Raw genomic sequence first — 21,723 nt, forward strand, 5'->3', positions numbered from 1 at the left:
TTTACCGCCTTTGTTCATTTGGCATTTTCCATGATTTTACTCAGAAGAGTCATCAAGGAATTATGAAATGACTTCTACTCATGCGCCGACACTAGCGGCAACAGGCTAAAAAAGCAATGCGGCATGGACTACACACGGATCATGCCATACATGTCTGGGGTTTGCTGATCCTCTGTCTGGTTCGCAGGCTCGGCCGCAGGCAGGGAAAGCCACTCCTTCCAGTAGCGCAGGGCCTTGATGAAGAGAGTCAGCCTGGCCTCGAATTCGGGATAGGGAACATCACCGCGTTCCGTGGCCCAGAGGGCAAAGGAGTTTTTCTCCTCATCCAGGCCGATGCAGGCTCCGCCGGATTCCGCTCCGAGCCAGTTGGCCGCAAGCAAACGTGCGTACGCATCCTCCCTTCCCGTGGCTGGGGCCAATTCCGCCATGATGTACAGGGTCTCTCCCGATTGCTCGAAATCCACGGCATCGTCACCAAAGATGACGCGGCAGGTTCCGGCATCGCTCATCTGCAGGGAGATACCCAGATTCGCTCCAAGTTCAGCAACAAGTTCACTGATATGCATAAAAAGACTCCTTATGTCTGGTCCTTATCGTTTGGGAGTTCCGCAAGCGCGCGGTGCGACGGCTGTGTTGATCGTCCTATTCCGTGCGTTGCACGCTATTCAGAAGCAGCATAGCACCCTGTGCACCACAGCGCAGCTCTGCCGCGGCGAGTGTATTGGAAGAAAATCCCTGGGCCACGTCATCACCTGCCATTTGGTACAATCTGTCGACCAGTTCGGGGTGGTCCATAAGGGCCTGGCGCAGTTCGTCGTGAGCTGCCAGTGTTGCCTGCCCGGTATAGAAGAGAGCGTCCGACTGTCCGTCTCCGCCCAGCTCCGCCCATCCCTCTTGCCCATAATGGGCCAAGACGGCATCACGGATCTGCGTCCCAAGGATCTCCAGCATACTGAGCAGTTCCCGGTCACCAACGCCATCGTTCAAGGCGGGCAGGATGGATTCGTTGACTGCGACCCCGCGGCTGATGCCATACCATGTGGTGAACAAATCACTCTTGGTAAGTGTATTCTGGGTCAGAACGGAATCCTTCCACGAATTACGGATATCCGGCGGAAGATCGAGCGTGTCCACCGATGTGTAGAGCGCCGCCTTCCGCTCCGCAAAGGTCTTTGCCACCTGGGTGAAGGCGTCACGCATTTCCTGACCGGCCAAGGAACGTTTGCCATCCAGAATGTCCACGGAGAGGTAGGTGAATCGATTGTCCAGATCCCCCAGATTGATGCGCTGACGCACCGTATCCTCACTGAGGCCGGTTTGCCGGGAAAAAGTCTGGATGGCGTCTGTCTGTGCCTGGGTCTTGGATACATGCAGCTCATGGTTGTGCCGGACAGACGCTTCGAGCCGCTGCAGGGTCGTTGCCATAAAATGGTCCAGTGACGCCTTGTCAGTGATGTTGTCCATGGCGGCGATGATTTCCGGATTTCCGCCCAGGAAATTCCCGGCAAGCAGGGAGGGGGATTTTTGGTAGCCGATCCTGGCACACAAGTCCGTTACATGCGTGGTCATGACGTTATGCAGCAGGGCATATGTGGCCTTTTTTTCCACCAGGGCGCTGAAAGCCTGCGGCGTGATGGCTTCATCGGTTTGGCGCAGGGCATCCTTTACTTCAAAACCCAGGCTGGTCTGTGGACTGGTGCGAAGCTTGGAGTCTTTTGGAAACATATCCTCGCCGAAGCGTGCTTCCATCCGGTCAAAAGCCTCGGTTACAGCTGCCTTGAAATCCGGGGGAAGATTGTTTGCCTGGAATTCCGAGGCAATGCTTTTGTTGAAGATGTCCGCTCGCGGTGGAGCCGGAGGCAGGTCCGCTGCGGGATCCCGTGGAGCCGGGGCTTCACCTGCTTTTACATGACGGATAATGGCACGTATGCCTTCGGAAATACCCAGTGTGAAAATACCCGCCAGGATGCGTCCGAAAGTGCGCAGGGGTGAAGCGTGCGCGCCCTGCAGTTCAGCAGGAGCTCCGGACCTGGCCTCAGGCCCTCCGACATTTTGTTGCTGCTGTGCTGCAATGTTTCTTGTGACGCCTCCGATTGCCTGACTCATTGGTACCTCCGGTGTTGCTGTTGCTGCCAGTTTGAACAAATTTGCTGGTCGGCACGACATTCTGCCAACATTATTGGCATTTTCTGTGTCGTGCAGTTTCTAAAGCAAGTACCATACCACCTTCAATGCGGCGCTTGAGTCGCTATATGCAAAAAGCTGCGTACAATGGCACGGAACGAAGATTATCGACCTGCCCAAAATTCTTCAGAGAAAATCGTATGTTATATGCCGGGGCATACTTTCCACTAAAGATATTCAGACTGCGCGAGCGCACATTGATTCCACTCTTCACCTCAACGCCGATGATTTCACATCCTTTCTGCAAAACGAAATCAAGCTCGGCAGATCCGTTACTTTCCCAATAAAAAAGAGGATAGTCTTTGGCTGTAAGCTGCTGGGCAACATAATTTTCCGCAAGAGCCCCTAAAAACTGATTTTCAAGGTCGGAAAGAATGGTTTGCTGTGCGATACCCGACTTCAACGTCAGCAGTCCCACATCTCCCATATAGAGCTTGAACGATGCAAGCTCCATATAAACGGAAATCGGCTCGTAGGCATGACTTATTTTCTGGCATTTTAAAACGACGCCAGCAAGGTTCAGCCACTCGATGGAAGCTCCAAATACGGCTGAACTCCCACCTTTTTGCACCACCTTATATTGAAATTTCCTGTTTTCCTTGGCAAGCTGGGCGGGAATGGACTGATAACAGGCTCTGATTTTGACGCTTTCAGAAGCAGAAGCATATTTCGCCATGTCGGCTACATAGTTATCGACAATTTGTCCTTGTACGAGCCTGACGTCGAGGAAACTCTTTTCCTGCAAGAATGTTTTCACGCAGGCCGGCATCCCCCCTACGATAAGATATTCCCTGTATAGATCCACCGCCTGCTTATGCAGGCCGTCAGGCAGTGGCTCCATGGCGCTATAGGCCGCCTGGATATCTTTAGCAAAAGAACTCTTCCCTCTGGCCCATAAAAATTCTTCAAAATCGAGAGGAAACAGCGTTGCCGTCTCAACCTTGCCCACGGGAAACGAATACTGTTGCCGGTTGACCGCTACGCCGAGCAGGCTGCCGGCAGCCGCAACGTGATATTGCGGAGCCTCTTCACAAAAATATTTCAGAGAGGTCAGCGCCCGTTCACAGGATTGTATTTCATCAAAAATAAGGAGGCTCTTTCCCGGAACTATTTTTTCACCGCTTGCCGATTCCAGATAACGGATCAAACGCTCCGGCGATATATTCTCACCAAAAAAAGAAGCCACCGTCAGATTGGCTTCCAGATTGACATAGACAACGTTGCTGAACTGCTCTTCCCCAAACTTGCGCAGGATGTAGGTTTTTCCAACCTGCCTCGCGCCGTTCAAAAGAAGCGGCTTACGTTCTCCGTCAGGCCTCTTTTTCCAATTCAAAAGCAGCGTTTCGACTTTTCTTTTCACGAACTCCCTCCTTTTCTTCCTTTTTAGCCCAAGAGCCCATGAAAGTTAAGTTCGAAAAAATACAATTTTTCTGATTTTTTTGAACTTAAATATTTTTGCGCACTCCTCCCCCACCCAAAGTCGGAGGAGGAGTGCGGCCAGCCTACAGGAAGAACGCAGGATCGTCAGACAGTTCACCGTGCACCGCCGATATTCCGGCGTTCTCCGGTCTTCCGGCGTCCTCCCCAGACTCACCGAATGCCAGGAAGTCGAGCGTTGCCGCGTAGGACTCCTTCTCGATGAGCACGGAAGGCCAGACATACACGGACAGCAGGCCGTCCATATCACACTGTCCGGCCTTCATGCCCCGGTAGGCATCGCTGATGTCCCGCATGTACCGGGAGGGAAGTTCACGCATATCGATTAGCTGCCTGTTGCGCTCGTAGTTCTCCCACAAGCCATTGTTCCTGAGACAGGCTTCCAGACCTTCCATGGAAGCCATCATTTTTCGGGCCGCGGCCACACCACAACCAGGCTTGCGTTTGCCTGTGGACGTGTCCCAGTCCGTCGGCGTTTTGATGTTGTAGACATTGTCCTTGCCGCCCTGGCCGGTGATGACGGCGTATTCCAGATACTCCGCAGCCGACTCGCACAGCACCTTGCCGCCTGACAGCGAGCAGATGTGCGGGAAGTCAACGAACTCCTTTTGCATGGGAGAATAGAGCAGCACACTGTCGGAGACCAGCTGCAGGTAGTCCGAGTCGCCGCTGTGGATGATGACGACACTGTCCGGGTGCTCAGTCTGATGGAGCTGGCTCAGGGTGTAGATGACATCGTCAGCTTCGCATTTGGAGGCGCGGACCACTTTCCACGGAGTGAAGCCGCCCACCGCGTCCGTGAGCCTGTCGAATTCCGCATAGGCACGTGGCCAGTCGATGCCGTCGGCCGCGCGCTTTTCAGCGCGGTCGGCTTTGTAGGGCGGGTAGAGGTCCCGGCGCCAGTAGCCGTCCTTGCTGTCCAGCGCCAGGACGACATCCACGGTGTCGCCGGGCTCGAAGTGCTCCGTGCACTGGATGACGAAGTCGTACATGATGGTGAAGATCATGTACGCCAGCAAGTCCCATGACCGCTGGTCGGTGCCGTACCCAAGTCCACGCTGGTGGATACAGCGACAGGCCAGGTTGTTGAAATCAAAAAGGATGAGGTTCTTTGCCATAGACACTCCGCTTATTCCTTGAAAAGCTCAAAGCGGTATTTTTGCTTAGCTTCCGGGTATTTTTCAGTGTCAACCTCAGACAGAAACATGGCTAGCGGACGAACGTACAGGCCTTTTTCACCGTATAGTGCCTTGTAGACCATCATCTGTTCACGCGTTTCGCTATGTGTGGCGATGCCGACGATCTGGTAGAGATACTCCGTAACTGGATTATCGACCATGTGTCGTTTGAAATGACATACAATGTCCCCAGGATTAAACGATCTCATGTACTTCCTCTATTTTAGTTTTCAAGGTCTTCAATGCATTTGGAAACATGCCTTGCCGCCATGTTCAGACACATGCAAGCTGTCTCCATCTTTTTGCTGTTATTGCTACTTCTTTCCGCAATATCTGCCAACTGGTCAATCTGTTCAAGGACACTGATAGTGCGCTCTACAAACTCAGAGTATGTCATTCTCTATGAAATCCTCAATGGCGTACTTTCGGCTTTCCAGCTCCTCACTGAGGATACCATCCATGTTCTTCTGGATCCAGGCATCGAGCCAGTCAAAAAAGGCCACGACGGTTTTTCGTGACGGACGTGCCTTGGCGTACACCTCCGTCTGTGTCTCACCTTTTCTCACAGAGCAGAGGGCCGCGTACCAGAGGCTCTCGATCCATACGTAGTATTCGGAGCCTCTGTACCTGACGCACAGCTGGTACTTGTCACTTTTCTCCGGCACGATCTCGCCGCCGGCAATGATTCCGTTGATGACCTTGTCCGCGAATTCCGAATAACTGTAGTTATACAATTCCAGGTAGATGGCGATTCTGTTCCAGATCGTGAACTTGCCGAACTTAAGCGCGAAGTTCCGGAATTCTTTCCCAAACGTATTCATACATCTTCTCTCCTTCTTCATCCTGTCCTGGGCAGCTATCCAGCCACGAATCGACCCATATGTCAGACAGGGTTAGAACAGTTTGCATATAATCTACCTAAATCCAGATAAATATGCCCAAAATGCGCATATTGCCAAAACATTCAGAATGCCTTAAATTTGTGAGGCCGTGAGTTCCACGGTATCAGCCTGTGGAGAGTTGTGAGACCTAGGGGAATAGGCGGTTGGTTTCGTACCCGTAAAATTCCCCACATGGGGATTTTCGGCGAAAACCAAGCCTTTTCCTCTGGGCATTCTCTGTGAAGCAGGAAGTCAACATTGAATCTAATTAATTAGTTTTGATTAGATTTGAGTAAGTTTGGCAGAACGGCGTACAAATCCCGCCAGGTACGCTGCTTCGCATATCTCGGACAGCGCGCGAGCACACCGCAGAGCATGGTGTCGGCCATGCAGAACAAAGCCACCCAGCTCTTCAGCCTGTCGTAGCCATTCTCCGGGAGCGTATACAGGCTGCCGGCAAGGTCCACGAACCCATCGAATGCCTTCTTCGCGCGAACCGACAGGTGCTTCTTTCTGATGGAGTCCGCCAGGGCCGTCACGGTGTCACCCATCTTTTTCAGATGCTCCATGATGGCCGCGTCGGCGTCGCTTGCTTCCAGCTCCTCACGAAAACGCCTGATGAGGGCATCGAACATGGTCAGTGTCATGGTGGCCCGTGTATGCTGTTCAGCGTCCGTCGGAAAAACGACAGGGCCAAGGTCGCAGGGCAGGTCGTCGACCAGGTTCCTGTCCTTCTCGGTCCAGATACGGCCGCATTTTTTGCAGCGCACCACACCGGCATCCTTCAGGATCAGTTCCAGATTTTTGGGTGGCGTCCCGGCACAATCGCATTTCTCTGTCTGATACACGTCTGTCGAATACACAGCTCACTCCTGTTTTTCTCGTTGCCTGTATATTGCCGTGCCCGGCACAAAAAATAAGGGGCGCGTAATGCGCCCCACACACCAAACAAAAAGGCGGCGTCATCAACGCCGCCTTGTGCTTTTCATCAGCCTCTTCCGTGCCTCCAGTGCACAGCCGGGAGAGCAGTAATATCTCCTTCGGCTGCCTGGAGGTATGACACTGCCACAGATCAGGCACCTGATCTCCGGTCGCGCCGCCTGCTCCTTCGCGCGCTCCCGGCGGCGTTTGTTACGCCAGGCGCACTTCTTGCAGCAGAAGATCTGGTTGTGGGTTCGCGGGTGGAACTCTGTGCCGCATTCCTTGCATTTCAAGAGGGCCGGTTCCATATTTTTCTGTGGCATATCTTGCTCCTTGAGTCATTATTTCATATTATTTTAATATGTTTTTATATATAAAAACCGGCAAAGAATGAGACTCATTCTTTGCCGGTCTGAGCTGTAACAGTCGATCATGCAGGCTGTGCAATGGGCCGCACCTGCGTCCAGCTCCCATGCTTCTGCCGCGCCTCCCAAATATCGACGGCCCGTTGCAGGTCAAGCCACAGATCGGGCGTGGTGCTGAAAGCGCGGGACAGACGCAGCGCCATATCGACTGTGACGGGAGAGCGTCCATTCACGATGGCGGAAACCGTCTTGCGTGAAACGCCGATACGCTCGGCAAAGTCGGTGATGGTCAGCCCCAGCGGGTCAAGATACATTTCCTTGAGTATCTCTCCCGGCAAGGACGGCTTTCTTGTCCTTTCCATGATAACTCCAATCAATGATAGTCCTGATAATCGACAATGTATGCGTTTCCATCGCGGAGGCGAAACGTCAGCCTCCAGTTGCCGGAAACGGTCACACTCCAAAGGCCGGCAAGATCACCTTTCAGCAGATGCAAGCGTGAGCCTGGGAAGTTCATATCGGACGGGGCGCTTGCGCTGTCGAGCAAGTCAAGGATCATACCAAGTCGGCGGGCATGTTTGGCCTGGATGCCTCGTGTGCTGCCAGTCAGAAAAAAGACTTCAAGGCCTTTGTGGGCGAATGTCTTGATCATGAGAGGGATTGTAACCTGATACGTTACATAAGACAAGCTGCGGTTGTGTGTCGTGTGGTGGAGCCAACGGGACTCGAACCCGTATCTCTGCCGTGCAAAGGCAGTGTTCTCCCATTGAACTATGGCCCCGGTAGATGGTCTGGGCGGCCGGATTCGAACCGACGACTTCCTGCGCCCAAGGCAGACGCGCTACCTCACTGCGCTACACCCAGAAGTGATATGAATGATGGCCAAGGCGGCAGGAGTTGAACCTGCGACCGCATGAGTCAAATGTGCTACGCCTCGGTCTTATTGCACAATTATGGCGGAAGGGGTGGGATTCGAACCCACGGGCGGCATCACACCGCCGGCGATTTTCAAGACCGCTGCATTCAACCGCTCTGCCACCCTTCCGTGGGGCCGGTGCGGGGACTCGAACCCCGAACCTTCGGATTACAAATCCGCTGCTCTGCCAATTGAGCCACACCGGCGTGGTTGGCCGGGTGGTCTGCCCCCGGCCTTAACCTCTTTGGTGCCGTTTTGCCTTTTCCTGATACTGGGCTGCACGCCCTGAAACCTACACAACGAGGCGGCTTTTCACAGGACCGTCACGGACGCGGACGCGGATACTTCCATATTGCCGGAATTTTCCCGGTTGTTCAGCGTTTGCGGAAAAAATATTGCCCACCATATGGCGGGCAATATTTTCGCATTATTTTTCACCATGGTCTTTTGTCTTTGGGAAGTCTTGCCGCTTTCCGGCGAGCCAGCCTTGCGTCGACAACCAGTCCTGGGAATCCCTCGTGATGAATACGGCTCCGCCTCCGAAGCCGTCAGTACGCGGCTTGCTGCAGGTATATCCCCATTCAAATCCTACAGAGCACTTTGATTTATGCTCTCGCATAACCGCCTGGACCGCGTTCACGATCAGTTCGATATTCGGACTTCCGTCGCTGTATAACCACAAGGAGTCAGGATTATTGATGACCTTGATTCCCAGCATTCCCTCAAAGTAATCGTCATCGTCGAAGTTTTCGGGGAAGGTATTTTTGTAGACTTCTGGCAACTTGTTGAAGTCATTTTCATCCATAGCCGTCAGGATTGCGTAGAGATCATCAAGAGGAAAGTCAACATCCTTCTGGAAGATCTCGACGCTTAATTCAGTATAGTAATCAGCCATTTGTGCCTCTATATAGCATTTATAGCGTTTACCAGGAAAATTTCCGCAGCCCATTTACCAGTGGTGCACCGCCACTTAAGTACAGCATAGTAAATCCTCCCGACTCAACGATACGAAGCAGCCTCATGAAATCATCTGACATACCAAGATTTTCAAAAAACTCACTCGACTCAGGAACCCATATGATCCAACCAGCATAGTGACTTATGATGATATCACTATGCTCAGAGTCTTCTTTCCAGGCATTATCATTAAGCTTATGGCTGTCTTCCTCTGTAATATGTCCTGTTGATATGTATGCTGTCTCAAATGTTGGAATATCCATTGGTTCACTACATTTGAAATCGTTTATTACACCGCCATACCCGCACTTTTTGCATATGCACAGATCAGTATCATGCCAATTGACATTCCTTATGTCTACGCACTTGTTATCATATACTGACGCCCATCCAGTAACTACTATGTCAAAAGGTTCTGCTGATGCGCATCTTGGGCATCGTAAACCCGCAAGCATATTTTTATTCGGCATGTTATGCGCTCCAGTAAAGTCTCCAGTTTTCAGGGTCTGGTCTGTCCAGTACGAAGTCGATGGTCTCCTTTACGATTTCAGCGGCTTGCCTGTACCATGCAAGCCCGCCTTCGTTGTTTTCCATCTTGAAGACAAGCCACCGGCGATTGATGATGGATATCATCTGTACGCCGCTAAGATAGAACTCACCGTTGGTATTACCATAACTTCCGAAGGCATGTTTTTTCGCCAGCTCTTTCGCTGTGATGTCCAGGGCCTCGGCGGCCGTCATCTTCTTGTTGAAGTTGATGATCTTGCTCAGATCCATGAACCATAATCCGGAGTCACCCAGGGTGTTCATTTTTTCGATGACCGTATTCACATTATTCCTCGCGGATTCCCAGTCGATAACTCTGTAGGTTATTCCGTCATCAGTATCCGCGATGCCGAAAATGTCATACAGATCAGGGAATCCCAGGCTGCGCATGACAGTGTTGAAGCCTGCTTCATTGTAGGAACTGCGGAAGTAGCCGATTTTGAAAAGATGTCCGGGATGGATCTTCGAGTCCTCTCTGTACTCGGTCAATCCGGCATCCACGGTGAAACTGTCCTGGTCCACCGATGCACCTTGATCCACCGGCGCACCCTCACCCGTAGTATCCCTCACGACAGTGAGGCCCAGCTTTTCCGTCTCGGAGAGCAGGGCGCGTCTGTATTCCCTGTAGTCAGCATCGCTCACCGATTCCCTGTTACCAATGACGTTTTTCCAGACACTGCCCTGGAGTTCAAAGAAAACTCTCTCTACTTCAGTGGATTTTTCAAAGTTGCTGGAGTGATACAGATATACGTCGAGACCCATTAGTCCGTCTCCTTCTAATGTGTTTTCAGTTAGTTTGTTTTATCTCCGCTGGTCGTCTTTCCGTTGTCATTCTTCGTGAATATCTGCGTCAGTATTATCTTCACCATGCTCGTCATCCTTGTCATCCTGAACGACGAGCATTTCACGAAGCTTGTCCAGTACACCAATTTCGACAAAAGCGACGTCCTGTACATCCATGTCCGGAAAGATGTCTTTCGCGACATGCCGTTTGAGATAGGCCGCGTTCCCAGTTCTGTACGGGTCCTGTCCTTTTTGGGGACGTTTCCTCACCTCGACAAGAATCACATAGCCGTCTTCGACTACCTTCTTGTGCTCTTCACACAGCCCGTAACCGGTAACGGTATATTTCTTGAACACATCACGAAGTTTGTCATCAAGCAGCAGATTTCCCGTATCAAACGTTTTCAGGCAGACGGGGCAGACATGCTGCTCAAGAGTTACATAGCTCTTTTCCATATATGTGATACCTCCTGTGAAATGATGTCCTACGCAAGGATGCAGAGTTCATTCTTCGCCCTGGTGATGCCCGTATAGAGCCAGCGTCTGTACTCGGCTTCCGACATCTTGAGCGAATGGTCGTCGTAGAACAGGACACTGTCCCATTCGCTGCCCTGGGCCTTGTGGACGGTGGACGCATAGCCGAAGTCGAACATGGCGGCTTCTTCCTGTGTGCATGTCTCCTCGAACAGGCAAACGCGGATGTCCGCGCTGTCTATCTTGAGACGCCGGCCCATTTCCATGCCGTCGGCGCAATTCAGGCACCCGGCCCAGGCGATGACGGGGTATTCCCGGTCATCGAGCCAGACCTTGTAGCAGGCGTCGTTGGCACACTCCTCGATACGGGAAACGGTGTAGGTGTTTCCGTTGTAAAGAGCGAAGCCCTTCATGTTCCGCAGGCACATGAGCCTCTCTCCAACCATGGGAAGTTTGCCGGAGAAGCCAGCGGCCGCGCGGACAAGCCCGTTGAGTTTCACCCGCAGGCTGTTCTTGCAGCAGAGGATGGCCGCCTTGCCGGATACGGCGTCATCAGCGAATCCCCTGAGCATTCCCCGTCCTGCCGCGGACGACATCCTGATGCGGATGCACTTCTCATCCTCTGACCAGGGGACCGGCGTCCACGGCAGTGCCCCGCCACCGCGTACGTCCGTGGCCCATTGCACGATGGGGTTCTCCAGGGCCTGCCGCATGACCTCCGTCAGCACGAAGGGCGTCGTGTGCAGGATGTCGACAGGCTTTCCCTCCACCGGTGGGAGCTGGCCGGGATCGCCGACGAAGATGACGGGGATGCTGTAGGAGAGCAGGTCGTTGAAGACCTTCTCCGTCAGCATCGAAGCTTCATCCACGATGATCAGGTCGTAGGGGAGTACCTTTTGTGACTTCTTTTTGAAGACCAGCTCTTCACGGGGGCCGTTCTTCTTTGTGGTGTCGATGGTGTAGATCGCGGAGTGGATGGTCCCCACCGTGCAGCCGTGCCGGAGGAAGGTAAGCTTGGACTTCATCACCTGCGCCGCCTTTCCTGTAGGCGCACAGAACAGGATGCGCTTTTCGGGATCCTCGTCCAGGATGCGTTGCGCGGCTTTGCTGATGACCGTCGTCTTGCCGGTGCCTGCATATCCGGACATGGCGATGTACCATCTGTCCCCCGGGTACAGGGCAAAATCCACAAGCGCATCGTGGATCACCTGCTGGCTGTCGGTAAGGCGGATGTCGTCAGCGTTGTCTTTCTGTGCCGCGGCAATGATGAAGTCGGGAGCCTCGAACCCGACGCCGCGTTCGAACTCCAGAAGGTCCATATCGGTAAGTTGCCTGTCTTGTTTCGTGTCTTGTACTGTCAGGGACATGTGTTGCTCCTTTATTGCTCCTTGTGCGAAAAAAGCCGGCAGTGATGCCGGCTTTCAGTGCTATGGACGTAACTGTTGACGTGCCTGTGTATGGCATTCGCCGCCTACTGGGCTTTCGCGTTGATCTTGATTTCCGGGATCTTGCGGGCGGCGCGCGCGCAGCGCAGGGCAACGGCATTGTCCTCCGAAATGCCGGCGGCCTTGTAGGCGTTGATGGCCTTGATGTCCTGCTGTACGCAGATCTCGTTCATCCGGCAGCAGAATCCGAGGAAATCGTCTTTCCATTCCGTCAGGAGCTCGTTGGTATGTTCGCCTCCCTTGATGTCCCGATATGTGGTGAGGACAGAAGCGGCCACAGGTTCGATCAGAGGGATGAATTGCCTGACCGTCATGAACATGTCGACGATCTCCTTGATGGTTTCGGAGTCGATGGACAGCCTGGTCTGTTCGCTTTGCATTTGAAGATACCTCCGGTTAAAATGTTCGATACTTAAACTTGCCCTGATTTTTGGGCTCGTTCAGTATCTGAGAGAAAAAAGGAGCGGCCGGGCATTCACATACCCGGCCGCTCGCGCTGTGCTATCCATGATTATCAATTATTATCGGCGTATTACGCCACTTTCCGTTTCCTTTGATTTTTCATTGCCTGCTTTTTGGGCTCAATGCCCGGCTTTTGTTGTGCGGCAAGACCTTCGGACATCGCCGTCCTGATCTGTGCCCGTTCCTCCTTCGGCCTGGGAACGAGACGGATCTGTTTTACCAGGACCTTTCCAACCACCAGGACTTCCTCGACATCCTCAAGCATGCCGAGATCAGGTTTGTCCACATCGAAGCCCCTTGGGGCTTCTTTGTAGGAACCATCCGTCATATGGAACAGAAGCACCTTCTTCCTCCTCGTTAAGAATCCGTTGAATTCCGTCTGTACGAAAGGAGACCGTTCAAGGACGGTCATCCTTTCGTCGTTCATGGCCGCGCAAGGGAATTTTTTACATGCCAGGCATCCCAGCAGCGGCTTTTGATACCCTCTGTCCGGACAGTGTATGGCCTGCTCGGAAGGGTCTTTGTATAAGGCCATAACCTCTCCATTTGGTTTTGTTTGGGCCTGTTTAGCTGTCGCATGGAGACAGAACGACAGCACCTTGTGCGAGAGATTCGGATACATCTATCACACGCTGGTTACTCGACCCCTTATAACAAGCCGATGTTGTTTTTTGTTCCTCTATGAATGGGCCATCGACAAGTATGTCGATGTACTGAAGCAGAGCGAGCTTTTTACTATCATTTACGATTTCTTCAAATGTATAACCTGTATAGGCCATAATATGGTAGTCGTGAACAGTAAGCAGGATCGCAAGATTGATAAGCTCATCTGCCTGATCAAAAGGTTCCCCACCACTGAATGTAACATTTTTACACACAGTGGCAGTTATTTTACTGAATGTTTCTTCAAGAGACATCAGCTCTCCGCCAGAATAGTCATGTGTCTGCGGATTATGACACCCTTTGCAGTTCCTGCCACATCCCTGAAGAAAGACAGTTGTCCTCAAGCCCGGCCCGTCGACGATGGAGTCATAAACGATACCTGCTATCCTGAGACCTGACATTGTTATCATCCTCCTTCAAACAGAACGGGGCAGGGGAGTGCCCCCCTGCCCCGGTATGCTACAGGCTTCCGTGTTTTACGCGGTCGTGCTCTTCAGCCCGTTTCGCATCATTGAAGCGTGCCTTGACGTCACCGACCAGGTAACCTGTGATGCGCCGGATCCTGTTGAATCCCACGCCTGTGCCCACAACAGCACCATCTGTTTTTCTGCCACTTGCCATATTCGCGCCCGGTACATGTTCTTTGCCGGGCACATTTCCTTTATCCGGCATAACGGCCTCCTTGGGATCTACTTTCCGCCGTTCTGGCGGCGAAGTTCTTCCAGGCGACTCAGTTCGATACCTTCTCCTTCACGTCGTCCGCAACGAGGGCAGACATCATTAATGATGCCAGTGTACCCGCACACAGGATCATAATCCACAGCATGATTGATGCTGCCATAACCGATGCCCGCATGACGCATGTAGGTGATGATCTCTTCAAAGGCTTCGGGGTTCTTCGAGACATCTCCGTCAAGTTCCACATAGGTGATGTGTCCTCCATTGCAGAGTGCGTGGAACGGCGCCTCAAGGTCGATCTTTCGGAACACGCCCACCTGCTCATACACCGGTACATGGAAGGAGTTCGTGTAGTAGGGGCGGTCTGTCACGCCCTCGATCTCACCGAATTCCTTTCTGTCGATGCGGACGAAACGCCCGGAGAGTCCTTCAGCCGGCGTGGCGATCACCGAGAAGTTGAGATGATACGCTTTCGTCGCCTGGTCAGAAAGATTGCGGATGCGTTCCACCACCTTGTAGGCGTGATCCCAAACCTCTTTCGACTCCGCATGGTTCCTGCCGAAGATGGCTTTCATGGCTTCGGCAAGGCCGATAAAGCCGATCCCCAGGGTCCCGTGCTTGATGACATCGCGCACGGTGTCCTCTCTTTTCAGTTTGTCCGAATCCATCCAGACGCCCTGCCCCATGAGGAAGGGATAATTGTACACATGCCGTTCAGCCTGGATCTCGAAGCGCTCCAGGAGCTGGCCGATGACGAGGTCGAGCGTTTCATCCAGCTTGTGCATGAACCGTTCGTAGACAGCCGCAGACGCTGCCTCATAGCTATCATGCGCCTCATTACTGGCTTCGATGGCCAGACGCGGCAGGTTGATGGTCGTGAAGCTCAGATTCCCTCGACCGGACGTGGTCGAAGGCCCGTTGATATTGGCCATGACACGGGTGCGGCAACCCTGATTATGTTTCGCGTGTTCGCTAGACGCGCACTCTGCATGTCGCCATGCAGTCCAGACTATATCACGATCTCGATATTTGGTTCGAGATCCCCACCATTTCAGACCGCTTGGTCTTACGCTACTCATTCCCGCCACCCCCGTTTGGGTGGCTTGTTTTCGCTAGTCGTTAGGCTTTTATCCGGGACTATGCCCCGAAACTTAGCACGGCAAGTTATCTCACTCTGTGAGACGTTCTCCGTTTAGGTGGGTTATTCAACCGGCATCACTGCCTGAGGCCACAGGTTACTCTATGGTAGCCACTTCCGTGTCGGGGTCGCCCTCCTTGTAGAACTCCAGGTTGAAGGGCGCGTCCAGGAATTCGAAGTTCGGGAACAGGCGCTTTGCCGATACCCGGCAGGCCAGCTGGAAGAGGTCGTAGTTGGGGTCTCCCAGCTTGGCGTTCACGCCGTCCTTTACCTTATATATATGGATGGGGAAGATGGAGGTCTCCCCATTGCCCAGTCCGGCATCCAGGGCCCGGAGGCATTCCTCCGTCACCATGCGCTGTTCAGGCGATGTCCCCGTGCCGTAGTTGATGGAACTGAACGGCACCTGGGCACCGGCGCGGGAGTTCATGGTGTTCAGGTTGTGGATGAGGGCCTCCATGGCCTGATAGGTCGCCTTTCGGGTCTTCTCCATGGCGGCGAGCCAGACACGTACGAAGCGCATCTCTTTGCCGTCATCGCCCGCGAGCACCTTCGAACGGATGACGAGCTGGTTCGTCCGGTCGAGGACCGTCACCCCCTGGGCGATACGGTCATTGAAGGTCTCTTCGATCTCGCGAATGTTCTCCGGGGTCACGATGCCTTCCAGCTTCCCGTACTCCAGGAACGTCGTCCGGAAGGTCTTGGCTACGCCCGGTGCCATGTAGTAGTCGAATGCGGGGATCGACTGGCCGCCATGCTGGTCTGACTGATTGGCCTGGATCACGATGCACGCCAGCGAGGCGTACGAGCCGATGCTGTTGGGCGTGCGGATGTAGCCGTGCCCGGTATGGAAGCCCTTTTCGAAGAGCTTGCCGAGGTCGATCTGCGTGCAGGTCGTCGTCAGGGCGAAGAAGTCCAGGTCATGGATGTGGATCCGGCCTTCCCGGTGCGCCTGGGCGAATTTCGGATTGATGATCTCCTTCAGGTAGTATTCCTTGGCGATCTCGCTGCCGTACTTGAGCATGGTCCCCATGGAGCTGTCGGCATCGATATTGGCATTCTCGCGCTGGTTGTCGCTCTCGACAGCGTCCCGGAAGGTAAGGTCGAACATGGTCTTCATCATGTGCGACCTGCTTTCCCGCACATCCGTACGCTTTTGCCGGTACAGGATGTACGCCTTGGCCACGGCGCCGTAGCCGGATTCGATAAGGGAGGATTCGACAAGGTCCTGGATGGATTCGATGTCGGCCCTGTCGGCATGGACCAGTTCAAGCTGGTCTTCGACCTTGCAGGTGACATCCCTGGCCACGGACCGGGATACCTCGTCATTGAGGCCGCAAGCGACCGCCGCCTTGCATATGGCGTCCTCGATCTTGGATGCTTCGAAGGGGACTTCGGTGCCGTCCCGCTTGATCACTTTGTAGATCACAATTCTTCCCCGTTTTCTGTATGTTCCGTATTTTGTGCCGCCGGAACGTCGTCATACATGGACAGGACCGCGTGGATAGCGGATGCCCCGGCCTTGAGCAGGCTCTGCTCCGTATCCGTGGCGACATAGACGCCGTCATCCGCCTGGACGAAGAACCCGTCATCCCAGGCAAGCCGGATATTCAGCTTGCGTTCCTTGACCGCCCGTTTGAGCAGTGTGTGGAATGAAGCGATATTCTTCGAAGGTCTCGGTATGTTCTCCGTGCAGCAGGTCTCCGGAGATTTTCCGACCACAGCCCCGAAGTCCGTCTGCTCGATGTCCGTCCACCCGAAAATCGCGGCCAGTCCGGCATCGACAAGGTTCTCCTCCGACATCTCGTTCTTAAAAGCGTCCTGTGTGGCCATAACCACCCTCCCCGCGCTCGGTTTTTGAAAGCGCATCTGTCTCGATAAGATTCATGTGCGCTACAGGGCAGAGCACCGCCTGGGCGATGCGCTCGCCCTTCTTCACCATGACGGCGTACTTTGTCCCGGCATTGAAGAGGATGATGCCGACAGGCCCGCGGTAGCCGCTGTCGATGGTGGCCGGCGCATTGGGCATCACCAGGGTCGTATGCATGGCCACGCTGGAGCGGAGACGGATCTGGATCTCGAATCCCTGCGGGATCTCGAAAGCGATGCCGGTCTCGACTTTGACCGTGCCCTGGGGCGGGATGAGGTAGTCGTCGACAGCGAACAGGTCGGCCCCGCTGTCTCCGGGCTTGGCGTAGACAGGGATGGCCGCGTCGGGGTGTGTCTTCTTGTATCTGAGGTTGATGTCGCCCATCAGGCGTCTCCTTCAGGTCGGCAGATGTCGTTATTACCGGTATCGTTATTGCCGGTATCGTTATTGCCGGTGTCGTTCTTGCTGGTATCGTTATTGCCGGTACTGTTTGCCGTCATCATGTGATAGCGTCGCAGGACTTCTTCAAGGATGCTGTCGGCGACTTCGTCCGCGGAAAGCCTCATGGCGTCGACCCTGAATCCGTCGACCGTGTCGGACAGCGCACGGTAGCAGCGCACCCTGCGTGCCCACTCTTCGAACTCCGCCTCTTCGTACTCGTCTTTCGCATGTGCCGCCGACCGCTTCATGGCCACACGCGCCGGGACATCCAGCAATGCGACCAGCACCGCGGCGCGGATCCCCGACTCCGACTGCATCATCAGATCGTTGACGCAGTCGAGGATCTCTCTGAGCACGGAGGACTCCAAGTCATCACCACCTTCCAGATCAATCAGTCGCTGGTAGACGAATGTGGACAGGACGGACCTGTCCTGGATGACGACCTTTCCTTCCCGCAGATGAGGCACGACGATGTTTTTGCACGACTCCAGCATGTCGGCAGCGTAGAGCAGCACCTTGCCGGGACGTGAGAAGCTGTTTCGGGAGAGGAGATCCCGGAAGCGTTCATCAGGGGCTTTGACGATGATGGCCTCGAACCCATGCTCGGCGAATTTGTCCACAAGCAAATTTGCCACTGTGGACTTGCCGGCGCCGTCGACGCCTTCGAGGAGCACGTTAATTCCAACTTTATCAGTAAGGATACTCATATCCATTCTCCTTTTCCGTTGCAAAAAACTCTCCAGAGATTGGGCGCGTCACCGGCAAGGTTCAGCGCCCGGTACAAACAAAAAATGCCGGTAAGGTCTAAGACCTTACCGGCAAAAGTGTCATAGTGCCGTTTTTTGGTTTTTTCGACACCCTCTATGGAATGTGTCGAAAAGGTGTACCTTTTCGACGCGCTAGATACTCTCGAAACGCTGCTGTGCCTCGCCGATAATCATACCATTTTCGTTTGTTATTTGCACATTGACGATCCCGCCGAGAGGTTGATACCCGGCGGACTCCGGATCCTCCTGTGTCATGCCTTCTGCCGGGGCCACGGTATCACCATCCCTGTTCCGCATGCCGGCCATGACACCGGCGGTCTCCGCGGCCGGGCCGGTGGCCGGTGCCTCGTCCGTCGCCTTCAGATAAGGTTTGTTGGGTGCGCCTCTCAAAACCCACTCCGGATTGATGCCCCACGTCGCCAGCTGCAGGAGCCAAGTGGTCGGGATGCAGCGCCGTTTCGTGGCATAGCAGATGGACGGCTGGCTTACACCGAGGATCTTCCCGACAGACACCTGCCGTCCCGCACCGAGCACTTCACACAGACGGTTGAAGGCATCATTGAAGTCATACCCTCTGTCGCCGGTGTCAGCCGCTTTTCCCTCCATGTTCACCTCCCGGTTTTCCCTGACCGATCTGTTTGCATAAGCAGCCATAGCCTACCTCCTTCTGTAAAATATGTTCGGCAAAATATACAATGCGGTCCTTCGTGAACCACCAGGTTCTTCGTGAACCGCCATCTTATAACAACGGGCTTCCTCAATTTTTGCCCTGCCCGGCCCCAATGTTTAGGGTTAGAACAGGAATACGGCAAAATAATCTTCCCAGGAGTACGGCCCGTGTACACATGCAAGTATTTCGGCATCAAGGAACTGGTGTGCCCTGACTGGTACCACTTCGCAAGCAAACGTGGTGGTGTCGACAAGCTGTGGGTGATGCTCGACGAGCGCATTCTCCGGACCATCGACAAGCTGCGTGACAAGTTCGGTCCCATCATCATCAACAACTGGGGTGCCGGGGGCCCGCGCAAGGAATCAGGGCTGCGCGTGTTTGACACGCCGACCGGCGCCGCCTGTTCACCGCACAAGGTAGGCAAAGCTGTCGATTTTCTTTGCAAAAACTGCTCACCGAAAGAAGTTTACGAAGAATTTGTCGCTGCAGGATGCACGAAGCCCGGGTTTCGCGACCGTACTGACGATGCGGCAGTGCCCTGGAAGCTGCTGGCCAGATACGAATACTTTCCCGGCATGACGTGGACGCACATCGACGTCATGGATGCCCTCGGCAACGGGGATGGAAGCATCCGTGTGATCGCAGGGTAGGTATTAGAACAGGCACAGCTTGCCTAAACAGCCATGCGCAGGTACTTTTGGCGCCATGCAACAGGAGTACCCAGCATGGCACTTGGCGCAGACATCGGATACATACGCGTGAGCTCAGCGGACCAGAATACGGCCAGGCAGCTCTCCGACATACATCTCGACAAGGTATTCGAAGATCACCTTGGCGGCAATTGCCGCAACAGGCCCGGTCTGGATGCCTGCCTTGGATATCTGCGTGAGGGGGATACGCTCCACGTCCACAGCATAGACCGCCTGGCCAGGAATCTCCTCCACCTGCAGCAACTCGTGGACTCTCTGACAGACAGGGGGATCAGCATAGTATTCCACAAGGAAAACATGCGGTTTGCCCCAAAAGAGCAGGGGGCCGCCGACCCCATGAGCCGGCTGATGATGCAGATGCTGGGGGCATTTGCCGAATTTGAACGTGCTCTGATACGCGAGCGGCAGAGGGAAGGCATCAACGCCGCGAAGTCCTCCGGAAAACACCTCGGCCGTCCGAAGCGCATCCCGGAAGAGATCATCGAGCGTGTACGTCAGGATGTGGAACTGGGTATCCCGCTTGCCAGGATAGCTAAAAAAATTGGCGTACCAAGATCCACCCTTTACAGCAGGCTTGGCAATGGCAGTGCCAAAACGGGTGGTGGCATGACCGGAGAAGAATGACAGGCGGGGCCGCAAACTGATAAGCCGTTCTGTTAGACCTACTTAAATCTATTCAAAAATAAACAAATAGATTCAATGCTAACTTCCTGCTTCACAGAGAATGCCCAGAGGAAAAGGCTTGTTTTTTGCCGCAGACATTCCCGCGTGGGGAATTTTACGGATTCGAACCAACCGCCTATTCCCCCAGGTCTCACAACTCTCCGCAGGCTGATACCGTGGAACTCACGGCCTCACAAATTTAAGGCATTCTGAATACTTTGGCAATATGCGCATTTTTGGCATATTTATCTTGATTTAGGTAGATTATATGCAAACTAATAAGCCCCCCGCAGGCGGTACGCGGGGGGCTTATCGAAAGGGAATGGGAACCGTGACGTCAGATTATGTGCTACTACGTTGGGGTATGCCTGACGTCTTAAGCAGCACAGGCGTGTCATCAGACCCGATGGATGGAGTCATTGGGACCAATGGAGGTGTCCTGTTAAAGACAGGATGCCAGTAACCTGCCGTTCTGTCAACACCTGTCAATTTTTTCCAGAAATGGCGGCCAGTCGCACATAAATCCGCAGGCGCCGGGGTGTCCTCCTCCACCATATTCCTTTGCAATGACGGAAAAGTCCAGGGAGGCTTTCTTTTCCTCCGGAAGGGAATCATGGCTGTACATGGAGACCTTCCAGGGCTTCTTCCCGTGCCCGAGGCAGGAAAAGAGCAGGACACCGTCATGGACGCTCGGAACGAAAGCACTGTCCGCGATCTGTGAGTTACCAATGGTGTTGGCCGCGAGCCATGTATGCCCATGCCATTCCACAGTGAAGGCAAGGCTGGACATGACCTCGGCATTCATGCGTTCCTGATAAACCTTGTACTTCTTTCCTTCCTCCACCAGTTCGTTGGTACGAAGGTGGGCCTTTTCTTGGGAGGGATAGATGACTTCCTTCCAGAACGGGCTCGCGGGATCGCGCACATCATGTATCTTGCAGGCAAGCTGCAGGGCCTCGGCATCCTCACGGACATCTTTATCGCTCATGTCCCAGACATCGTACCTGTCCGCCAAGAAGATGAAGTAAGGACACATGCACTCATCAGGGAAGAGCATCCGGTGCAGCAGGCGGCAGCCGGCCCATTGTTTTCCGAGGAGAACAAGGTTTTTGGTGTTCAGGTGATGCTCTTGCTGGGAATGCCAATCCCCGACAAGAGGCATGAGCCTGCGGTGCAGGAAGTCCCCCTGTTCGAACGCGGCATATTCGTCGTCGAGGAATATCGCTTCCTTGTGCCAGTCACGTACCGCTGAGACATGATGGTCACACCAGAGGAAGTCGAACGGTACGTCGCATTCGACACGGGTGTCACACAGCTCTCTATATTCTTTGACGGTCAGGGAGTAGTCAGCCACGATGAAGTATCTTGGCCGGAAGTTCTCGATGATCTCCCTGCAAGGGACAGGAGCATCATGGTTCATGGGGAAGAAGAACGGCATCAGGCCATTCTCTTCGGCCCAGCGTTGCACCAGGGCCGCCGACGTCCATCCGTCAAGATCCGTTCCGTGGTGGACACAGACGACATACGGGTTGCTCAGCCGCTCCTTGTCGTCATCCGTATTTTTCTCCATATAT

At 53.9% G+C, this 21,723-nt stretch carries 27 protein-coding genes and 5 tRNA genes; 2 read left to right on the plus strand and 30 right to left on the minus strand.

Annotated elements, in window-relative coordinates; translation table 11 throughout:
* Positions 1-128 precede the first annotated feature (128 nt).
* The 29 genes from HF854_RS08490 to HF854_RS08630 all read right to left on the minus strand — a co-directional run bounded on the left by HF854_RS08490 (position 129) and on the right by HF854_RS08630 (position 18,760).
* On the minus strand, positions 129-566 hold the full coding sequence (locus tag HF854_RS08490) for a type III secretion system chaperone (RefSeq protein WP_168935898.1): 438 nt from the start codon (positions 564-566) through the stop codon (positions 129-131).
* A gap of 76 nt (positions 567-642) precedes the next feature.
* Entirely contained in the window at positions 643-2,106 is a 1,464-nt protein-coding gene (locus HF854_RS08495) for a hypothetical protein (protein WP_168935899.1), read from the minus strand.
* Positions 2,107-2,248: 142 nt separating this feature from the next.
* Entirely contained in the window at positions 2,249-3,544 is a 1,296-nt protein-coding gene (locus tag HF854_RS08500; protein ID WP_168935900.1) for an AAA family ATPase, read from the minus strand.
* Positions 3,545-3,686: 142 nt separating this feature from the next.
* A complete protein-coding gene (locus HF854_RS08505; protein ID WP_168935901.1) occupies positions 3,687-4,739 on the minus strand; it encodes a hypothetical protein in 1,053 nt (350 codons plus the stop codon).
* Between the two features lie 11 nt (positions 4,740-4,750).
* Positions 4,751-5,008 (minus strand): DUF1653 domain-containing protein, encoded by a 258-nt coding sequence (locus HF854_RS08510; protein WP_168935902.1) that lies wholly within the window; start codon positions 5,006-5,008, stop codon positions 4,751-4,753.
* 174 nt (positions 5,009-5,182) lie between these two features.
* Positions 5,183-5,641, minus strand: a complete 459-nt coding sequence (locus tag HF854_RS08515; RefSeq protein WP_168935903.1) for a hypothetical protein — start codon at positions 5,639-5,641, stop codon at positions 5,183-5,185.
* Positions 5,642-5,952: 311 nt separating this feature from the next.
* Positions 5,953-6,543, minus strand: a complete 591-nt coding sequence (locus tag HF854_RS08520) for a hypothetical protein (RefSeq protein ID WP_168935904.1) — start codon at positions 6,541-6,543, stop codon at positions 5,953-5,955.
* 488 nt (positions 6,544-7,031) lie between these two features.
* Positions 7,032-7,328: a HigA family addiction module antitoxin gene (locus tag HF854_RS08525; protein ID WP_168935905.1), complete on the minus strand. Its 297-nt coding sequence runs from the start codon at positions 7,326-7,328 to the stop codon at positions 7,032-7,034.
* A gap of 11 nt (positions 7,329-7,339) precedes the next feature.
* Positions 7,340-7,618: a type II toxin-antitoxin system RelE/ParE family toxin gene (locus HF854_RS08530; protein ID WP_168935906.1), complete on the minus strand. Its 279-nt coding sequence runs from the start codon at positions 7,616-7,618 to the stop codon at positions 7,340-7,342.
* A 55-nt stretch (positions 7,619-7,673) separates the two neighbouring features.
* Positions 7,674-7,747, minus strand: a tRNA-Ala gene (locus tag HF854_RS08535).
* 6 nt (positions 7,748-7,753) lie between these two features.
* Positions 7,754-7,830: transfer RNA gene (locus tag HF854_RS08540), tRNA-Pro, on the minus strand.
* A 15-nt stretch (positions 7,831-7,845) separates the two neighbouring features.
* A tRNA-OTHER gene (locus HF854_RS08545) sits at positions 7,846-7,903 on the minus strand.
* Between the two features lie 17 nt (positions 7,904-7,920).
* A tRNA-Ser gene (locus tag HF854_RS08550) sits at positions 7,921-8,011 on the minus strand.
* A 1-nt stretch (position 8,012) separates the two neighbouring features.
* A tRNA-Thr gene (locus HF854_RS08555) sits at positions 8,013-8,088 on the minus strand.
* A gap of 221 nt (positions 8,089-8,309) precedes the next feature.
* Positions 8,310-8,777: a hypothetical protein gene (locus HF854_RS08560; RefSeq protein WP_168935907.1), complete on the minus strand. Its 468-nt coding sequence runs from the start codon at positions 8,775-8,777 to the stop codon at positions 8,310-8,312.
* Between the two features lie 28 nt (positions 8,778-8,805).
* Entirely contained in the window at positions 8,806-9,309 is a 504-nt protein-coding gene (locus HF854_RS08565) for a DUF5983 family protein (protein ID WP_168935908.1), read from the minus strand.
* Between the two features lies 1 nt (position 9,310).
* Complete coding sequence (locus tag HF854_RS08570; RefSeq protein ID WP_168935909.1) at positions 9,311-10,147, minus strand: hypothetical protein; 837 nt, start codon at positions 10,145-10,147, stop codon at positions 9,311-9,313.
* Positions 10,148-10,213: 66 nt separating this feature from the next.
* Positions 10,214-10,624 carry an ATPase gene (locus tag HF854_RS08575; protein ID WP_205906074.1) on the minus strand — a complete coding sequence of 137 codons (411 nt, stop codon included), beginning with the start codon at positions 10,622-10,624 and terminating at the stop codon, positions 10,214-10,216.
* 29 nt (positions 10,625-10,653) lie between these two features.
* Complete coding sequence (locus tag HF854_RS12530) at positions 10,654-12,009, minus strand: ATP-dependent DNA helicase (protein ID WP_205906075.1); 1,356 nt, start codon at positions 12,007-12,009, stop codon at positions 10,654-10,656.
* Between the two features lie 104 nt (positions 12,010-12,113).
* Complete coding sequence (locus HF854_RS08585; protein ID WP_168935910.1) at positions 12,114-12,467, minus strand: hypothetical protein; 354 nt, start codon at positions 12,465-12,467, stop codon at positions 12,114-12,116.
* Between the two features lie 152 nt (positions 12,468-12,619).
* Entirely contained in the window at positions 12,620-13,084 is a 465-nt protein-coding gene (locus HF854_RS08590; RefSeq protein WP_168935911.1) for a hypothetical protein, read from the minus strand.
* A 31-nt stretch (positions 13,085-13,115) separates the two neighbouring features.
* On the minus strand, positions 13,116-13,622 hold the full coding sequence (gene nrdG, locus HF854_RS08595; protein ID WP_346765650.1) for an anaerobic ribonucleoside-triphosphate reductase activating protein: 507 nt from the start codon (positions 13,620-13,622) through the stop codon (positions 13,116-13,118).
* Positions 13,623-13,671: 49 nt separating this feature from the next.
* Complete coding sequence (gene nrdD, locus HF854_RS08600) at positions 13,672-13,833, minus strand: anaerobic ribonucleoside-triphosphate reductase (protein WP_205906076.1); 162 nt, start codon at positions 13,831-13,833, stop codon at positions 13,672-13,674.
* Positions 13,834-13,901: 68 nt separating this feature from the next.
* The gene (nrdD, locus tag HF854_RS08605) at positions 13,902-14,969 is read right to left on the minus strand and encodes an anaerobic ribonucleoside-triphosphate reductase (protein WP_168935914.1); all 1,068 of its coding nucleotides are present in this window, start codon (positions 14,967-14,969) and stop codon (positions 13,902-13,904) included.
* Between the two features lie 156 nt (positions 14,970-15,125).
* Complete coding sequence (nrdD, locus tag HF854_RS08610; RefSeq protein ID WP_168935915.1) at positions 15,126-16,457, minus strand: anaerobic ribonucleoside-triphosphate reductase; 1,332 nt, start codon at positions 16,455-16,457, stop codon at positions 15,126-15,128.
* Positions 16,454-16,861: a hypothetical protein gene (locus HF854_RS08615; RefSeq protein WP_168935916.1), complete on the minus strand. Its 408-nt coding sequence runs from the start codon at positions 16,859-16,861 to the stop codon at positions 16,454-16,456. The genes nrdD (HF854_RS08610) and HF854_RS08615 overlap by 4 nt, the downstream gene beginning before the upstream one ends.
* Positions 16,839-17,282, minus strand: coding sequence for a dUTP diphosphatase (dut, locus tag HF854_RS08620; RefSeq protein WP_168935917.1), 444 nt, complete (start codon positions 17,280-17,282; stop codon positions 16,839-16,841). The genes HF854_RS08615 and dut overlap by 23 nt, the downstream gene beginning before the upstream one ends.
* The gene (locus tag HF854_RS08625) at positions 17,282-18,046 is read right to left on the minus strand and encodes a dTMP kinase (protein ID WP_168935918.1); all 765 of its coding nucleotides are present in this window, start codon (positions 18,044-18,046) and stop codon (positions 17,282-17,284) included. Before HF854_RS08625 ends, dut begins: the two co-directional genes overlap by 1 nt.
* A gap of 192 nt (positions 18,047-18,238) precedes the next feature.
* Positions 18,239-18,760: a hypothetical protein gene (locus HF854_RS08630; RefSeq protein WP_168935919.1), complete on the minus strand. Its 522-nt coding sequence runs from the start codon at positions 18,758-18,760 to the stop codon at positions 18,239-18,241.
* Between the two features lie 183 nt (positions 18,761-18,943).
* Between HF854_RS08630 and HF854_RS08635 the strand changes: the two genes are divergently transcribed.
* A complete protein-coding gene (locus HF854_RS08635; protein ID WP_168935920.1) occupies positions 18,944-19,426 on the plus strand; it encodes a hypothetical protein in 483 nt (160 codons plus the stop codon).
* A 75-nt stretch (positions 19,427-19,501) separates the two neighbouring features.
* The gene (locus tag HF854_RS08640) at positions 19,502-20,110 is read left to right on the plus strand and encodes a recombinase family protein (RefSeq protein WP_168935921.1); all 609 of its coding nucleotides are present in this window, start codon (positions 19,502-19,504) and stop codon (positions 20,108-20,110) included.
* A 514-nt stretch (positions 20,111-20,624) separates the two neighbouring features.
* On the opposite strand, the gene HF854_RS08645 is transcribed toward HF854_RS08640, so the two are convergent.
* Positions 20,625-21,719 carry a hypothetical protein gene (locus HF854_RS08645; protein WP_168935922.1) on the minus strand — a complete coding sequence of 365 codons (1,095 nt, stop codon included), beginning with the start codon at positions 21,717-21,719 and terminating at the stop codon, positions 20,625-20,627.
* Between the last annotated feature and the right edge of the window lie 4 nt (positions 21,720-21,723).

This window comes from Desulfovibrio piger (genome assembly GCF_012843875.1).
Classification (GTDB): domain Bacteria; phylum Desulfobacterota; class Desulfovibrionia; order Desulfovibrionales; family Desulfovibrionaceae; genus Desulfovibrio.

Bases quoted from the DNA above. Each gene is read 5' to 3' on its own strand.
- HF854_RS08490 (WP_168935898.1), bottom strand. From the start codon at position 566: ATGCATATCAGTGAACTTGTTGCTGAACTTGGAGCGAATCTGGGTATC.
- HF854_RS08495 (WP_168935899.1), bottom strand. From the start codon at position 2,106: ATGAGTCAGGCAATCGGAGGCGTCACAAGAAACATTGCAGCACAGCAG.
- HF854_RS08505 (WP_168935901.1), bottom strand. From the start codon at position 4,739: ATGGCAAAGAACCTCATCCTTTTTGATTTCAACAACCTGGCCTGTCGC.
- HF854_RS08510 (WP_168935902.1), bottom strand. From the start codon at position 5,008: ATGAGATCGTTTAATCCTGGGGACATTGTATGTCATTTCAAACGACAC.
- HF854_RS08515 (WP_168935903.1), bottom strand. From the start codon at position 5,641: ATGAAGAAGGAGAGAAGATGTATGAATACGTTTGGGAAAGAATTCCGG.
- HF854_RS08525 (WP_168935905.1), bottom strand. From the start codon at position 7,328: ATGGAAAGGACAAGAAAGCCGTCCTTGCCGGGAGAGATACTCAAGGAA.
- HF854_RS08530 (WP_168935906.1), bottom strand. From the start codon at position 7,618: ATGATCAAGACATTCGCCCACAAAGGCCTTGAAGTCTTTTTTCTGACT.
- HF854_RS08560 (WP_168935907.1), bottom strand. From the start codon at position 8,777: ATGGCTGATTACTATACTGAATTAAGCGTCGAGATCTTCCAGAAGGAT.
- HF854_RS08565 (WP_168935908.1), bottom strand. From the start codon at position 9,309: ATGCCGAATAAAAATATGCTTGCGGGTTTACGATGCCCAAGATGCGCA.
- HF854_RS08570 (WP_168935909.1), bottom strand. From the start codon at position 10,147: ATGGGTCTCGACGTATATCTGTATCACTCCAGCAACTTTGAAAAATCC.
- HF854_RS08575 (WP_205906074.1), bottom strand. From the start codon at position 10,624: ATGGAAAAGAGCTATGTAACTCTTGAGCAGCATGTCTGCCCCGTCTGC.
- HF854_RS12530 (WP_205906075.1), bottom strand. From the start codon at position 12,009: ATGTCCCTGACAGTACAAGACACGAAACAAGACAGGCAACTTACCGAT.
- HF854_RS08585 (WP_168935910.1), bottom strand. From the start codon at position 12,467: ATGCAAAGCGAACAGACCAGGCTGTCCATCGACTCCGAAACCATCAAG.
- HF854_RS08590 (WP_168935911.1), bottom strand. From the start codon at position 13,084: ATGGCCTTATACAAAGACCCTTCCGAGCAGGCCATACACTGTCCGGAC.
- nrdG (WP_346765650.1), bottom strand. From the start codon at position 13,622: ATGATAACAATGTCAGGTCTCAGGATAGCAGGTATCGTTTATGACTCC.
- nrdD (WP_205906076.1), bottom strand. From the start codon at position 13,833: ATGGCAAGTGGCAGAAAAACAGATGGTGCTGTTGTGGGCACAGGCGTG.
- nrdD (WP_168935914.1), bottom strand. From the start codon at position 14,969: ATGAGTAGCGTAAGACCAAGCGGTCTGAAATGGTGGGGATCTCGAACC.
- HF854_RS08615 (WP_168935916.1), bottom strand. From the start codon at position 16,861: ATGGCCACACAGGACGCTTTTAAGAACGAGATGTCGGAGGAGAACCTT.
- dut (WP_168935917.1), bottom strand. From the start codon at position 17,282: ATGGGCGACATCAACCTCAGATACAAGAAGACACACCCCGACGCGGCC.
- HF854_RS08625 (WP_168935918.1), bottom strand. From the start codon at position 18,046: ATGAGTATCCTTACTGATAAAGTTGGAATTAACGTGCTCCTCGAAGGC.
- HF854_RS08630 (WP_168935919.1), bottom strand. From the start codon at position 18,760: ATGGCTGCTTATGCAAACAGATCGGTCAGGGAAAACCGGGAGGTGAAC.
- HF854_RS08640 (WP_168935921.1), top strand. From the start codon at position 19,502: ATGGCACTTGGCGCAGACATCGGATACATACGCGTGAGCTCAGCGGAC.
- HF854_RS08645 (WP_168935922.1), bottom strand. From the start codon at position 21,719: ATGGAGAAAAATACGGATGACGACAAGGAGCGGCTGAGCAACCCGTAT.